Source organism: Allobosea sp. 05T438 (assembly GCF_056396025.1).
Genome location: NZ_JBFTKQ010000004.1, coordinates 356,825 through 370,670 on the forward strand (window position 1 = coordinate 356,825; position 13,846 = coordinate 370,670).

General features: G+C 66.2%; 13 protein-coding genes. 3 read left to right on the forward strand and 10 right to left on the reverse strand.

Translation table 11 applies throughout. The features are described from left to right. A complete protein-coding gene (locus tag AC1DIN_RS12310; RefSeq protein WP_476810010.1) occupies window positions 1-1,260 on the reverse strand; it encodes an extracellular solute-binding protein in 1,260 nt (419 codons plus the stop codon). A 163-nt stretch (window positions 1,261-1,423) separates the two neighbouring features. On the opposite strand from AC1DIN_RS12310, the gene AC1DIN_RS12315 reads away from it, so the two are divergent. Next, window positions 1,424-2,683 carry an ROK family transcriptional regulator gene (locus tag AC1DIN_RS12315; protein ID WP_476810011.1) on the forward strand — a complete coding sequence of 420 codons (1,260 nt, stop codon included), beginning with the start codon at window positions 1,424-1,426 and terminating at the stop codon, window positions 2,681-2,683. A 46-nt stretch (window positions 2,684-2,729) separates the two neighbouring features. Here the strand turns inward: AC1DIN_RS12315 and AC1DIN_RS12320 are convergent, their stop codons facing one another. The 7 genes from AC1DIN_RS12320 to AC1DIN_RS12350 all read right to left on the reverse strand — a co-directional run bounded on the left by AC1DIN_RS12320 (window position 2,730) and on the right by AC1DIN_RS12350 (window position 9,442). Next, window positions 2,730-3,275, reverse strand: coding sequence for a carboxymuconolactone decarboxylase family protein (locus AC1DIN_RS12320; protein ID WP_441470285.1), 546 nt, complete (start codon window positions 3,273-3,275; stop codon window positions 2,730-2,732). A 326-nt stretch (window positions 3,276-3,601) separates the two neighbouring features. Further along, window positions 3,602-5,176, reverse strand: a complete 1,575-nt coding sequence (locus AC1DIN_RS12325) for a hypothetical protein (protein ID WP_476810012.1) — start codon at window positions 5,174-5,176, stop codon at window positions 3,602-3,604. A 291-nt stretch (window positions 5,177-5,467) separates the two neighbouring features. Next, window positions 5,468-5,884, reverse strand: coding sequence for a GFA family protein (locus AC1DIN_RS12330; protein WP_476810013.1), 417 nt, complete (start codon window positions 5,882-5,884; stop codon window positions 5,468-5,470). Between the two features lie 85 nt (window positions 5,885-5,969). Further along, the gene (locus AC1DIN_RS12335) at window positions 5,970-6,428 is read right to left on the reverse strand and encodes an SRPBCC family protein (RefSeq protein WP_441470289.1); all 459 of its coding nucleotides are present in this window, start codon (window positions 6,426-6,428) and stop codon (window positions 5,970-5,972) included. Next, window positions 6,425-6,754, reverse strand: coding sequence for an ArsR/SmtB family transcription factor (locus tag AC1DIN_RS12340; protein ID WP_476810014.1), 330 nt, complete (start codon window positions 6,752-6,754; stop codon window positions 6,425-6,427). The genes AC1DIN_RS12335 and AC1DIN_RS12340 overlap by 4 nt, the downstream gene beginning before the upstream one ends. A gap of 156 nt (window positions 6,755-6,910) precedes the next feature. Next, window positions 6,911-8,254 (reverse strand): oxygen-independent coproporphyrinogen III oxidase, encoded by a 1,344-nt coding sequence (gene hemN, locus AC1DIN_RS12345; protein ID WP_476810015.1) that lies wholly within the window; start codon window positions 8,252-8,254, stop codon window positions 6,911-6,913. 243 nt (window positions 8,255-8,497) lie between these two features. Continuing rightward, window positions 8,498-9,442, reverse strand: coding sequence for a LysR family transcriptional regulator ArgP (locus tag AC1DIN_RS12350; protein WP_476810016.1), 945 nt, complete (start codon window positions 9,440-9,442; stop codon window positions 8,498-8,500). A 68-nt stretch (window positions 9,443-9,510) separates the two neighbouring features. Between AC1DIN_RS12350 and AC1DIN_RS12355 the strand changes: the two genes are divergently transcribed. Together AC1DIN_RS12355 and AC1DIN_RS12360 are read left to right on the forward strand one after the other, a co-directional pair. Then, on the forward strand, window positions 9,511-10,137 hold the full coding sequence (locus AC1DIN_RS12355) for a LysE/ArgO family amino acid transporter (protein WP_476810017.1): 627 nt from the start codon (window positions 9,511-9,513) through the stop codon (window positions 10,135-10,137). Between the two features lie 104 nt (window positions 10,138-10,241). Further along, complete coding sequence (locus tag AC1DIN_RS12360) at window positions 10,242-11,159, forward strand: dihydrodipicolinate synthase family protein (RefSeq protein ID WP_476810018.1); 918 nt, start codon at window positions 10,242-10,244, stop codon at window positions 11,157-11,159. 59 nt (window positions 11,160-11,218) lie between these two features. On the opposite strand, the gene AC1DIN_RS12365 is transcribed toward AC1DIN_RS12360, so the two are convergent. Continuing rightward, window positions 11,219-12,301: a hypothetical protein gene (locus tag AC1DIN_RS12365; RefSeq protein ID WP_476810019.1), complete on the reverse strand. Its 1,083-nt coding sequence runs from the start codon at window positions 12,299-12,301 to the stop codon at window positions 11,219-11,221. A 1-nt stretch (window position 12,302) separates the two neighbouring features. After that, on the reverse strand, window positions 12,303-13,838 hold the full coding sequence (locus AC1DIN_RS12370) for a class I adenylate-forming enzyme family protein (RefSeq protein WP_476810020.1): 1,536 nt from the start codon (window positions 13,836-13,838) through the stop codon (window positions 12,303-12,305). Window positions 13,839-13,846 lie beyond the last annotated feature (8 nt).

Below are 13,846 nucleotides of genomic sequence, written 5' to 3' on the forward strand. Positions count from 1 at the left end.
TCACTTCTTGTAGAAGCGGTCGAGGATCGCCTGTTCGGCCTTGGCCGCCTCGGCAAGTGCCGCCCTGGGCTCCTGGTCCTGGAGCAGAACGCGGTTGGCCATGTCGAGGATCACCTGGCGCTGCGGCATCTCGTCGACGAATACGGTCGCCTGCGAGTAGTTCAGCGCCTTCAGGAACGGGCCGTAGACGGGATGGGCGAGGTTCTTCTCGGTCTCAGCCGCGGCCTTGCGCGCCGGCAGCTCGCCGACGGTCTCCAACCAGAGCTGCATCGCCTCGGGCGAGGTCACGAAGGCCAAGAACTTCTTCGACGCCTCGAGCTTCTCGCCGGTCGGCTTCGTGGTGATGGCATTGACCCAATAGCTGGCGAAGTTCGACTTCGTCCCATCGGGCCCTGCCGGCAGCTCGGCGACGCCCCACTCGAAGTTCTTGATGCCACCGAACGCACCGAGGCGGAACGAGCCGTCGATCGTCATCGCCACACGGCCAGCGCGGAAGGCGGCCTGGCCCTCATCCATGAAGCCGGCGAGCCCGACCTTGTGGACGCGCTGGAGATCGGCATACCAAGCGAGCGACTTGGCGCCGGCCTCGCTGTCATAGGTCACCTTGCGATTGTCGGCGCTGTAGGGCGCGCCGCCCATCTGGCGCAGCAGCGCCTCGCGCCACCAATGGTAGTCCTGGCCGGGCATGTCGAGCGTGATGCCTGCCTGCAGCATGTTGCCCGCGCCGTCGCGCTTCGTGGTCTTCTTGGCGACGTCGAGGAACTCGTCGAGCGTCTTCGGCGGCTTGGCCGGATCGAGCCCCGCCTCCTGGAAGATCTTCTTGTTGTAGAACAGCGCCAGCGAGCGCACCGCCGTCGGCAGGCCGTAATATTCACCGTCGCGCTTCATCGCCGAGACGATCGGATAGAACTCCTTCTCGATCATCTCCGGCGGGAAGGCGTCGCGCGGCAGCGGCCGGATGACCTTGCCGGCAATGAAGTTGTCGACCCAGCCATAGAAGAGCTGGACCACGTCCGGCCCCTGCCCCGCGGGCGCCGCCGCGACGATCTTGGTCTGGTAGTCGGCATAGGGGAAGGTCGTGTGCTTGACCTTGATGTTCGGATTGGCGGCCTCGAAGCGCTTGATCAGTTCGTTCATCGCCTTGACGCGAGCGTCGAACACATACTGCCAATATTCGATCTCGACCGCCTGGGCGCGGGCGCCGGCGATGGCGCCGACAGACATCAACATGCCCAGGAACAATCCGCGAAAGCCGCGCATGGTCTCTCCCCTCTGGTTGTGACGCCCGATTCATCTGCTCCCGGCAGGCGGGGCTGTCTGGCGCCATGCTTTTCCCGGCGCAGGATCGCTGTCAACAAATTAATTCACTTGAATTGAATTAATAACCGCCGCAGCTTGTCCAGACGAAGAACCCCGGTTTCCGATGCCGCACCGCAAGCCTCCCGCAGCGCAAAGCGCCGCCCTCGGCGCCAACCCCGAAAGGGCGCGCCACCACAACCGCCGCGTTGTGCTCGAGACCTTCCGTCAGCACGGCCGGCTCGGCCGCTCGGATATCGCCCACCYGACCCGGCTGACCGCCCAGACCGTCTCGAACATCGTCGCCGAGTTGCTGGAAGAGGGATATCTGATCGAGCTCGGCCGCCGGCGCACGGCGCGGGGCCAACCGCCGGTAGAGTTCGCCCTCAACGCCGATGGCGGCCTTACCGCCGGCATGGAGATCGCGGCGGACCACATCACCACGGTACTGGTCGACCTGACCGGGGAAGTCAGGGCTCAGCGCGTCGCCCCCCTCCCCGACCTTGCCGTGGAAGCGGTACAGGCGCTGGCTGCGGGAGAACTGGCGCGGGCGCGAGCGGCACAGGGACTTCCGGAGCGCCTGCTCGGCTGCGGCGTGGTGATGCCGGGCCCGTTCGATTTCGAGGGCACGCTCACCGTCGGCTCGACGGCGCTGCCGGGGTGGACCGGCCATGATGTCACCGCCCTGATGAGCGCCGCGCTCGGCACCTCGGTCACGATCGAAAACGACGCCACGGCTGCCGCGGTCGGAGAGCATCTCTACGGGATCGGCCGCAATCTGCGGCACTTCTGCCTGGTCTATTTCGGCCTCGGCCTCGGCCTCGGGCTCATGTTCGACGGCGAGCCCTATCGCGGTGCCTTCGGCAACGCCGGCGAGATCGGCCACATTCCGGTGGTGCCGCATGGCGAGACCTGCATCTGCGGGCGCCAGGGTTGCCTGGAACGCTATGTCTCGCCGCCGGCGCTGCGGGACGCATTGCGCCGCGCCGGCATCGACCAGATCGATGCCGGCGGAATCGCGCGCCTCCACGCCGAGGGGCATCCGGTCGTGACAGGCTGGATCACCCAGGCGGGAGCATTGCTCGCCCCCGTGCTGGGCTTGCTGGAGAACCTGTTCGATCCGGAGACCATCGTGCTCGGCGGCGCACTGCCGGACAGCGTCATCGATGCGCTAATCGCAGCGGCCGGGCCGTTGCCGCTCTCCGTAGCAAGGCGTGGCGATCGCTCGGTTCCCCGCGTCCAGCGCGGCGCCACGGGCCAATTTACCGCCGCGCTCGGCGCAGCAGCGCTACCGCTCCTGGACGCGACGGCGCCGCGGCTCGTGCGCAATCCGACAACGGCCGACGAGAACCACTCCCCGGCCGCCGACGGCACTTCCGCATCCTGAGCGCCTGCCGCAGCGGCGATCCGGCAGATCGTGCTCGCTGGTGCCGCTATGCGCCTGCCAGCGGTCGCTCGGCCATCTCCGTTGCCACGCCGGCATCGATCGGCGTGTCGTAGGTCATCAGGATGTAGCCAAGGACAGAATAGAAGCCGACTGTCGCGATCAGGTCGAAAACCGCCTCGCGGCCGAGCGCGGCGGCCAGCTCGGACTCCAGCGCGACCGAGAGGCGCCGGTCGTCGAAGAGGGCGTCCACCGCCCGCGCGATCAACCCGTCCTCGCCCTCCGGCATGCCGCGCAGCGCAGCGATACGCGCGTCGCTCATGCCCAGAACCCGAGCCCGGCTGACATGATGGGCCCACTCATAGGGCGAGCCCATGCGATGGGCCGCGCGCAGGATCACCACCTCCGAGCGCACCGGCCCGAGCGCACTGTCCTTGACGACGTGCTGGCGCAGCGGTGCCCAGGCCTGCAGCAGCGCCGGATGATGCGCCATCGTCCGGTAGACATTGAGCGCGCCAGCGAAACCGGTCTTCATCCCGGCGAGGGCTTCGGGCCAGTCGGCATCGCTGATCGGCGGGCAGGCAGAACGCGTCATCGGATGTCTCGCAGGGCTCAGGGCGTGAGGTATTTGGCGTAGAGCACGGCCATCCGGTCGGCCCCGATGCCGGTGAAGCTGCGATAGCGCACGACGTCGGCGAGGTCGATATCGACCCGCGGCACGTCCTCGCGATCATCGTCGAGCGCGCGACCGTCCGGCCCAAGCGCACAGGAGCCGCCGAAGAAGCGCTGCCCGCCGCGGTTACAGCTCAGAAAGAAGGCGCCGTTCTCGGTCGCCCGCGTGCAGGCGCGATGGATCGACCGCCTCGTCCGAGGCCCCCGAGCGCGCCGCGCAGCGTGTGAAACAGCAGCAGGCTTCCGCTTTCAGCAGAACAGAAAATCACTCTCTGTCAGCGCTTCTGCGAAATTGTGGAGAGTCACCTGATCCGCCCCTGCGGTAACGATGACGTCGGAGCCACTTTGCGTAATGACGAGATCGGCGAACGATTCTACGCCCGCCACGCCACTGAACTCGATTTTATCGTGCTGGCACTGGCTGAAGTCCTCGATGGTGTTATTGGTTCCGACCGTCATTGAACCAGCGTCCTTGAACACGAACCGATCGGCACCGCCCTGAGCGTGGTCGCTCAGTTGTCCGTCACCCCACATGTCGTTGCTGACCGTGGATCCCGGTGCAGCGGTTCCGGCGATCAAGGTGTCATCGCCGCCCTTGGCGAAGCCCGACAGGCTTGCTGCGTCACCGAAGAGAACGTTCGTCACCGTGCCACTGCCGCTGTTGCTGCCGCCGGTAAGCGTATCGTTGCCAGCTCTCGCGGCCTCCGACATGAATTCCGCGTCGCCGTAGAGTTGGTAGTGAACATCACCGGCGCCGGCGTTGTCGCCGCCGGTCAGGGTATCGTTGCCGCCCCTGGCATCGCCAGACATCGTCTGGGTGTCGCCATACGCGATATCGTTGAATAGGCCTGACAGCGTCACGCTGCCTGGCAGCACTGCCACGTCGTCGCCGCCCTGGGCGTGGCCCGACATGCCGCCGGCCGCGTCGCCGTAGAATACGTTGGCGGAGTCGCTGCCAGCTATCAAAGTGTCGTTGCCGCCTTTGGCGAAGTCCGACATGTTGCCGCTCGCATCGCCGAAGAAGTTATTCGAGGAGAGGATGGCGCCGATGTAAGTGTCGTCCCCGCCCTGAGCATGGCCGGACATGCCGCCGCCCGCATCGCCGGAGAAACTATTGGAGGAGTTGCTGCCGGGGCTGAAGGTGTCATTGCCGCCCTTGGCATGGTCGGACATGTTCCCGAGCGCATCACCCTGGAAAAAGTTGGTGGAGTCCTGCCCGCCCGTAAAGATGTCGTCGCCGCCCTCAGCGTGCCCGACCATATTGCCGCCCGCGTCACCGTTGAAAGCGTTGATCGCGTCGCTGCCACCGGTGAAAGCGTCGTTGCCGCCCCGACTGTGGTCCGACATATCGCCGCCCGCGTCTCCAAAGAAATTATTGATTGCCCCCGCGCCGCCCGTGAAAGTGTCGTTGCCGCCCTGAGCATGGCCGGACATGTTGCCGCCTGCGTCGCCGAAGAAATAATTGCTCGACTCTGCGGCCCCGGTGAAGGTGTCGTTGCCGCCCTTGCCGTGGTCCGACATCTCACCACCCGCATCGCCGTAGACAGTGGTGAAGGATTGGAATGCGCCCGCGAAAGTGGCTGTGAAGGTATCGTCGCCGCCCCGCGCAGAATCAGAAATGTCGCCGAGCGCATCGCCGTAAAAAGTGTAGGTGGCGGCGCCGCTCTCGGTGAAGATGTCGTTGCCGCCCCCGGAATGATCGAGCAGACTGCCGCCAGCGTCGCCGATCAGAACATTGTTGGTCGGATTGCCGGCAAGAATGTCATCGGTACCCAATTGATGATCGGTCAGATCACCCGGGGTAAACGGGACGCGGTGAGACATGACATGCTCCCACTGAGTTACCCCAGCGCCCGCGGCGATATTAGGCTGATACGCCCCAGTCCACAACGACCGCAAACGGGCTAGTTCCTTTGGATCGATGCCAGCCTGGGGGGCCATACTTGCTGCGATGTGGTCCACGCCGTGGCCCCGAGGCGCGCATCCATTAGCCGGCTATTCCGGATCGGGGCACCCGCGGCCCATGTGCACGGCGCCAAATCTCCGGTCACAGGGGCCATCAAAAGTCCGCTTCCGGCACCGAGCGAGGCCGGCCAAGCGTGATCCGGCCGCCCCTCACACCGGCGGCATCGTCTCGAATTTCGGCAAGGCCGGATCGACGTGATCCCAGGCATGACCGCGCGCCGCGTAGGTCACCACCTGCGGAGCGTACCGGCTGGGATCGTCGAGGCTCGCGGCGTGCACGGTGAACAGATCGGGCATGGCCGCGAATGTCAGATATACCGGCGATCCGCAGGCGGGGCAGAAGCCGCGCGTCTTCACATTGCCGCTGTCGGCGACCACGTCCCAATGCGTCACCTCCCCCGCAAGCTTCACCTGCGCGCGCAACGGGAAGGTCAGGTAGGATCCATGCCCGGTGCCGCTCGTGTGCTGGCAGTCGCGGCATTGGCAGTCGTTCATGAAGATCGGCTCGCAAGAAATCTCGTAGCGGACCGCGCCGCAGGCGCAGCCGCCGGTGTAAGCGTCACTCATCGCTCTCTCCTGTCATGAAGCGTCGATGGATCGCGCGCAGATCGCAGCGATCGGAGCCCGCTCCGGGGCCCGGCCTCGTGCCCGGTCAGTCCTGCTCGCCGGCGATGCTGCCGATGCTCGGGACGACCTTCTTCCAACCGTTGCCCATTGTCTCGAAAGCGGACTGGTTCCTCGGCACGACGAAACCGGCATGGACGAGGCGCAAGCGTGTTCCGTTCGCTGTCCTGAAGAGCGTCCAGCTGACGACCGTGTCCAGCAGCGAGCCGTAGCCGGCATTCGCCTCGTGCCCGCCCTTCCAGCTATAGACGAGGCTCTCGTTCGGGATCACCTCCAATACCTGGCAATGAATGGTGCCGTCCCAGGCGCCGGCGGGTTTGGTCTGGAAGGTGAACCGCCTGCCCTTCACCGGCTCGAACCCCGTCGGCGCCATCAGCCAGCGGCCGATCAGTTCGCCGGTGGTCAACGTCTTCCAGAGAGTCTCCGGCGCGTACGGGAAGACCTCCTCGACCACGATATCCCTGGTGTCGGATGCGGTGTCGTTCATGGATCGATCTCCTTGAGAAGGGCACGGAGGTCGCCGAACCGGTCGCGCCAGAAGGCGCCGTAGTGACTCATCCAGCCGGCCAACGGCTCGAGGCCTTCGGGCCGGGCGCGGTAGTAGACCTTGCGCCCCTCGGGGCGCTCGGCGACCAGGCCAGCCTGCTTCAACGACTTCAGATGCTGGGAGACGGCTCCCTGCGTCACGCCGCTTCCCCGCGTCAGCTCGACAACGGTGATCTCGCCGGACTGGATGATCCGCTCGAACACCGCCCGCCGGGTCGGAACGGCAAGCGCCTGCATGACGGCGTCGATGGGGATGGTTGCGATCATGAAAATCAAATAGCTTTCGCTAATTGATTAGTCAAGACTATTAGCTGAAGCGCCGTAAGGCATGTCCGCGTTTCTCCGAAGCGCCGACATGCCTTACGGCGCTGTTTTATCGCATTTTCTTCTCGTGAACCGGTGTCCACTTCGCTCGAAAATGCTCTAGACAGCCCGGCTGTAGCGGCGCGGCGATTGCTCGACATGGGCATCGAAGACCGATGCCACCTTGCGCACGAGCAGGCGCGCATTCTCCGGGAGGAGCACGCGGCTGCCATCGAAGTCGACCACCCCCTCCGACGCCAGCTGGTCGAGGGCGCGTAACGCGGGGGCGAGAACCTGCGGATCGACCGGATGCCGTGCGCAGACGGCATCGATATCGACCGCGAGATCGCACATCACACGCTCGATCAGCTCGGCCCGCAGGCGGTCCTCGGCGCTCAGGCCGTAGCCCCTGGCGGTGGGCAGCAAGCTGTCGGCGATGCGCTCCGCATAGCGGCCGATGACTACCTCGTTCTGGACATAGCCCTGCGGCAGGCGCCCGATCGCCGACGCCCCGAAGCCGATCAGCGCCTCACAGGGATCTGTGGTGTAGCCCTGAAAGTTGCGGTGGAGCCGGCCTTCCGGCAGCGCCCGGGCCATCGCGTCGCCCGGCCGGGCGAAGTGATCGAGCCCGATGCGGACATAGCCCGCGGCAGTGAGGCTGCGCGCCATCGCCTCCGCCTGCTCGTGCCGCGCTTGCCCGTCGGGGAGGTCTTCCGTTGCGATCCGGCGCTGGTGCTTCTTGAATTCGGGCACATGGGCGTAGCCGAAGATCGAAAACCGATCGGGCCGCATCGCCAGGCATTGCTCGACCGTGTCGAGGCAGGATTGCAGCGTCTGCTTCGGCAGGCCGTAGATCAGGTCGAAGCTGACGGCGCGGATTCCCTCCTCGCGCAAGCCTGAGACCACGGCGGCGGTCTGCTCGACGCTCTGGATGCGGTTGATCGCCTTCTGCACGGCGGGGTCGAAGCTCTGCACCCCGAGGCTCGCCCGATTGACGCCCGCCGCCGCCAGAGCGGCCGTCATCGCAGGTTCGAGGCGGCGTGGATCGATCTCGACCGCAATCTCGGCGTCGGGATGGACAGCGAAATGCTGGCGCAGCAATCCGACAAGCGCGACGAAATCCGCCGGCTCGAGGATCGTCGGCGTGCCGCCGCCGAAATGGACGTGACGCACGTCGACAGATGCGGAGAGATGCTCGGCGACCAGCGCGATTTCGCCGCGCAGCGCTGCGAGGTAGTCGATGATCGGGCCGTTGCGCAGCGCCACCGTGGTGTGGCAACCGCAATACCAGCACATCGAACGGCAAAACGGGACGTGCAGATAGAGCGACGTCGTCGTCCCCGCCGCGAGCGCCTTCAGCCACTTCCCATAGGATGGCCCGTCCACTTCCGCATGAAAGTGAGGGGCTGTCGGGTAGCTGGTGTAGCGCGGAAGCCGCTCGTCTCGATATGGCGTGGCCTGCATGGCGCGGCTCCGATCAATTTTAAACCGAGCCCTTATTTAGTCGTCAGCGCGATCCTCTTCTTTGACATGCTGCAAACTCGCGCGGTGTCAGAGGCCTTCCATGCGCGCGTCAGTTAGAGACCGTTTGGAAACGCAAGCCCTCATCCTGAGGAGCGCCGTAAGGCGCGTCTCGAAGGATAGTCGAGAAGGTTCAGGAGCCTCCTGGAGCATCCTTCGAGACGCCATTCGCAAGGGAATGGCTCCTCAGGATGAGGGCTCAGTAAATTTTCTAACGGGCTCTTGGGGCCTGTCAGCGGGTCCAAGCTCCTGCGCCGCAACGGTTCGCACCGCAAGTGTGAGCTTGTCGAGCAGCCGCACCGCCAATCGTGTGCGCTGCCAGTAAAGCGCAACCCCGATCCGCTTTTGCGGTGGCAGCTCGATCAGGCGGCCCGCGGCAACCAGCGGGCTCGCGAGCGGCACGGGAGCCATCGACCATCCCAGCCCGGCGAGCGTCATATCCAGCATGCCCTGCGTCGACGGCGTCCAGTGAATCGGCGGCGAGATCGTCGCTCCCCATGCCTCCCGCGCCCATCGCGACTGCAGTTCATCGCGGCGGTCGAAGCGCATCATCGGAGCGCGCTGCAGGCTCGACGCATCGGCGCCCGCCGGAAAATACCTGCTCGCAAATGCCGGGCTGGCCACGGCCAGGTATTCGACAATGCCGAGTGGGTGAATCCTGCAGCCTGCGACGGGGGCCGGGTCCGCCGTCACCGCCGCCAGGACATCGCCCGTGCGAAGCCGCTCGGCTGTATGAGCCTCGTCGTCGAGGACAAGATCGAGCAGGCCACCGGTTTCAGTCGCGAATTGAGCTGCCGCCCTGGGAAACCATGTACTGACGCTGTCGGCGTTGACCGCGACACGCACCGCATAGGGGCCGGTGTCCGGACCAGCCGTCAGACCGGGCAGAGCGCCGACGACTTCGGTTTCGATGAGCCGGACCCGCTCGACATGGGCACATAGCTTGGCGCCGATCTCCGTAGGGCGGCAGGGCGAGCCTCTTGTCAGCAGGATCGCTCCGAGCCGTTCCTCGAGGCCTTTCACACGTTGCGAGACTGCCGAGGGCGTAACGCCCAGCGCTGCCGCCGCCTTTTCGAAGCTGCCTTCGCGTGCGACGGCGGCGACTGCTGCCAGCGCCTGATAGTCGAGCATTAGTTTACCTAAATCAGCATAAGAGAATTTAGTTAGACTACATCGATGCCCGGACGCATCAAGCCCGTATGACCAGCGCTCTCCTGCCCGCCTTCGCCAAAGGCTTTGTCCTCTCCGCCGGCCTCATCGTCGCCATCGGCGCCCAGAACATGTTCGTCCTCCGGCAGGGGCTGAAGCGCGAACATGTCTGGCCCATCGTCCTCTTCTGCGCGGCGGCGGATGCCTGCCTGATCGTCGCGGGGGTGAGCGGCCTGGGCAGCGTGCTTGCGCTCGTTCCGGGTTTGTCGCTGGCACTCGGTCTTGCCGGAGCAGCCTTCCTCGCCTGGTACGGCGTCTCGGCGCTGCGCCGGGCAGCCAGCCCAACCGCGCTCATCGTCGATCAGCAGGCGGGGATCAGCCTCGGTGCCGCGCTTGCGGGCACCGCCGCCTTCACCTTCCTCAATCCGCATGTCTACATCGACACTGTCATGCTGATGGGCGCCGTCGGGACGAGCCTGCCTCCCGTCGAGCGCACGCCATTCATGGCCGGAGCGGCGAGCGCGAGCTTCGCCTGGTTCGCTTCGCTGGGGCTTGGCGCGCGCTTCCTGGCGCCGCTCTTCGCCCGACCGGCAGCCTGGCGCATCCTGGATCTCGCGATCGGCGTCATGATGCTGGCGCTCGCCGCGAGCCTGGTGCGCGGCGCGCTGGCGAGTTGACGAGCCGGAGTTATCCAGCCTCAGTCACCGGATCAGGATGATGCTGGCTGCCATCGCCACCGGGCGATCCCGCACCAAGCCATGAAAGGCGAACGGAGCAGACCATGGCGGGAACTTCGATCTTTCGGGGATTGTCAGCCTTTCCGCTGACGCCGGCGGATGCTGACGGTGTGGTCGATACGCAAGCCTTTGCCCGCATGCTCGACCGGCTCGTCGCGGCCGGGGTCGATTCCATCGCGGTGCTGGGCAGCACCGGCACCTACGCCTATCTGGACCGGAGCGAGCGAGCGCGCGCGCTGGCTGCGGCCGTCGAGACCGTCGCAGGCCGCGTCCCGCTCATTGCCGGCATCGGTGCCATGCGAACCTCATGGGTGCGGGAGCTCGCCGGGGATGCGGAGCGGATGGGCGCTGATGGGCTGCTGCTGGCTCCGGTCTCGTACACACCGCTTACGCAGGACGAAGTCTTCGCCCAATTCGAAGCGGTCTCGGCGACATCCGGCCTGCCGGTCTGCATCTACAACAACCCCAGCACGACCCATTTCACCTTCTCGCCGGAGCTGATCGGCCGCCTTTCCAGGCTGGCGAATATCGCGGCGATCAAAATGCCGCTGCCTGCGGACGGGAACTTCGAAGGCGAAATGAGCCTGCTGCGATCGTCCTGCCAGAGTGGGATGACCGTCGGATATAGCGGCGATTGGGGCGCCGCCTCGGCGCTCCTGGCAGGCGCGGATGCCTGGTACAGCGTCGTCGCCGGCATTCTACCTGCCGCCGCTCTGCGTTTGACGCGCGCCGCGATGGCCGGTGATCAGGAATCAGCTGGCGCTGCCAATGCCGCGTTCGAGCCGCTGTGGGCGCTATTTCGCGCCCATGGCAGCCTGCGCGTGATGTATCGGATCGCGGATCAGCTCGGGCTTCAGCCCGGATCGCCGCCATTGCCGATCCAGCCGCTCGCCGGCTCCATCGGCGCGGCGGTCGAGGAGGCACTTCAGCTTATCGAGAAATCTGCGGCAGGCGGGAGCTGACCGGCGCATTTCGCGCCGGCCGGCGGATGTCGGCCAATCACCAAGCTCCTGGAGGCGGGCTAAGCCTTCTGCATCAGGGCAGAGCGCAGCTGAAGCAGCTCCTCGCACACCGCCTCGAGCTCCTGCACGACGAAGCCGTTGCGTAGAGTGGGGCAGTGTTCGGCCAGCCTGTCGCCGAGGATGCCGGTGAAGACGACCTTGCCTTCGGGCGAAACGACAAGGCCGTTTTCCTGCTCGAACGACGCATTCCAGGCAATCGCTTCGGCATCAGTGACGCCGCCCGGAAGATCGAGCTCGAGCGCCCCGTTCACGAGCCGGACCGGATAGCCGCCCGGCAAGCCGTTCGGCCCCGGCACGTGCCCGCGCCAGGAGCGGCCGGAGGCCATGGCGAGCAGCATGGGAACGCCGCTCGCTCCCGATATCTCGATGACCGGTTCGGGTGTGAGCTGGATGTCGGCGAAGCGCGCATAGACGTCCGCGACCTCGGAGCCATCCAGCCAGACGCGAGGCGGCCGCCCGCCCCGATCCTCCGGCCGGCGGCGCCAGGCTGCGAGGTTCTGATAATGGGCGAGAACCTTGACCTCGCTTCCCGGCGGCGTGGCAGCCGATCCTGCGAAGACGTTGGACAGGATCGCGACATTGCCCATGCCGCAAGCGACGTCATGGCCCATCGCACGGATCATGCCATTGACCACGTCGGGGAAGCCGCAATTGACCAGCGTCACGGGCTTGCCTCTGCGCGTGATCGCCGCAGCGACGCGCGAAGAAAGCAGAGCCTGGAAAACCGCCGTGGCGCTCAGGCCGCCCTCGGCCACGAGCTGCGTCCAGGCATTGCCGCTCTGGGCGATCACCTGCGAGGTCTGGATCGAGGCAGCCTGGACGAGAATGCGCGGGCCGGTTGCGGCGAGCAGATCATCCGATGCGTTCGGAGTGAGCAGGTCGACCGCGTGGGTGGTGAAGCGCGCCTTCTTGCCGAACAACGCCGCGCGGGCATTCGCCGCGGTCCGCAGCCAGTTCAGCCGCTCGCGGTTACGGCCGGCGATGACGACCTCGACAGGCTCCTCAGCCGTTGCGGCGATGTCGAAGGCGATGCGCGCGGCGAATCCGCCGGTTCCGGAAACAAGGATATCGCAGCCGGCCATCTCAGTGCCCCATCGCCATCGCAGCCCTGTCCCAGCAGTCGTCGAGCCGGGGCGAGAGCTTGTGCTTCATGATGCGCTGGCTCGCCGTGCGTTCGAATTCGTCGACGACGACGATGTAGCGCGGGTTCTGGTAGGGAGCGAGGCGCTGGCCGAGCCAGCCGGACAACGCGCGCGGATCGATGATCGCGCCCTCGCGCGGCTTGACGAACAGCTTGATATCCTGCTCGCCAACGTCGGCCGCGACGCCGATCATCGCGCAATCCTCGACCGCCTCATGCTCGGCCGCGACGTGCTCGACCTCCCAGGCCGAGACGTTCTCGCCCCTGCAGCGCACGCTGTCGGTCATCCGGCCGTGGAAGTAGAGATTGCCGTCGGCGTCGAAGGAGCCGAGATCGCCGGTATGGAAGCCGTCCGCGCGCAGGGCCTTCGCCGTCGCCTCGGGATTGTCGAGATAGCCGGGGAAGATCGCGCCGGGAATGCTGGTCTCGATGACGATCTCGCCGCGCTCGCCGGCGGCCACTGCCCAGCCTTCCGCATTCTGCAGCTTCACCGTGAACCAGGGCATCGGCCGCCCAACCGAGCCGACCACGCCGGTGACGTTGCAGGTGGTGAGGCTGGAGGCTTCCGTCATGCCGTAGCACTCGCGGATATCGATACCGAAGCGATCGCGGAACTGCGGCCAGATGTCCGGCGGACAGCCGCCGCCCCAGGCGATGCGCACGCCATGATCGCGGTCGCGCGGCGAAGCCGGCTGCTTCAGCAGGATCTGCAGGATGCCGCCGAGATAGTGGATATGGCTCGCGCCCTCCGCCCTGACCTGATCCCAGAAGCGGCTGGCGCTGAAGCGCTCGACCATGGCGAGCGTGATGCCTCTGATCATCGGCAGAGGCAGAAGCTGCGCCCCGCCGATGTGGTAGAGCGGCTCCCAGACGAAGAAGACATCATCCTGCTTCGCAGCCGAGAGCAGCGCGACGCTCTCCGCCGCGAGCCGCAGCATGCGGTGCGAGACGATCACGCCCTTCGGGCGCCCGGTCGTGCCGGAGGTGTACATGATCGCGAAAACTGCATCGGCGGACGGAGCAGGCTCCTCGAAGGAGCCGGTGCCTGCAAGAACGGCGTCGAGCTCGCCGCCCGGCTCATGGGCGAGCAGCGAGAGCTCCGCTTCGGACGCCATCGCCTCGGCGATCTGCGGCGCAAGCTCGGCATCGGCGACGACAAGGCGCGGCTGCGAATGCGTCAGCAGGTAGCGCAGCCCCTCCCCGCGCTGCTGGGCGTTGACCGGCACCCAGGCGACGCCGGCGCGCGCGAGGCCAAAGACCACCGCGATGGTCGCGATCGAATTGCGCATCATCACGGCGACCCGGTCACCGGCGACGATGCCGCGGGCTCTCAGATGCGCGGCGAAGGCGGCTGAGCGGCGCTCGATCTCGGCATAGGTCACCGGCTCGCCGCAGAAGCGCGCATAGACGCGCTGCGGTTCCGCTGTGGCACGCGCTGTCAGAAGGCTCACGAAGCCGTTGTCGTCAGGAGGCGTCATGTTCGTCG

Excerpts from the sequence above, each read along its gene's own strand:
- AC1DIN_RS12320 (WP_441470285.1), bottom strand. The coding sequence starts at position 3,275 with ATGACGCGTTCTGCCTGCCCGCCGATCAGCGATGCCGACTGGCCCGAA.
- AC1DIN_RS12350 (WP_476810016.1), bottom strand. The coding sequence starts at position 9,442 with ATGCTCGACTATCAGGCGCTGGCAGCAGTCGCCGCCGTCGCACGCGAA.
- AC1DIN_RS12325 (WP_476810012.1), bottom strand. The coding sequence starts at position 5,176 with ATGTCTCACCGCGTCCCGTTTACCCCGGGTGATCTGACCGATCATCAA.
- AC1DIN_RS12355 (WP_476810017.1), top strand. The coding sequence starts at position 9,511 with ATGACCAGCGCTCTCCTGCCCGCCTTCGCCAAAGGCTTTGTCCTCTCC.
- AC1DIN_RS12335 (WP_441470289.1), bottom strand. The coding sequence starts at position 6,428 with ATGAACGACACCGCATCCGACACCAGGGATATCGTGGTCGAGGAGGTC.
- AC1DIN_RS12310 (WP_476810010.1), bottom strand. The coding sequence starts at position 1,260 with ATGCGCGGCTTTCGCGGATTGTTCCTGGGCATGTTGATGTCTGTCGGC.
- AC1DIN_RS12340 (WP_476810014.1), bottom strand. The coding sequence starts at position 6,754 with ATGATCGCAACCATCCCCATCGACGCCGTCATGCAGGCGCTTGCCGTT.
- AC1DIN_RS12370 (WP_476810020.1), bottom strand. The coding sequence starts at position 13,838 with ATGACGCCTCCTGACGACAACGGCTTCGTGAGCCTTCTGACAGCGCGT.
- AC1DIN_RS12330 (WP_476810013.1), bottom strand. The coding sequence starts at position 5,884 with ATGAGTGACGCTTACACCGGCGGCTGCGCCTGCGGCGCGGTCCGCTAC.
- AC1DIN_RS12365 (WP_476810019.1), bottom strand. The coding sequence starts at position 12,301 with ATGGCCGGCTGCGATATCCTTGTTTCCGGAACCGGCGGATTCGCCGCG.
- hemN (WP_476810015.1), bottom strand. The coding sequence starts at position 8,254 with ATGCAGGCCACGCCATATCGAGACGAGCGGCTTCCGCGCTACACCAGC.
- AC1DIN_RS12360 (WP_476810018.1), top strand. The coding sequence starts at position 10,242 with ATGGCGGGAACTTCGATCTTTCGGGGATTGTCAGCCTTTCCGCTGACG.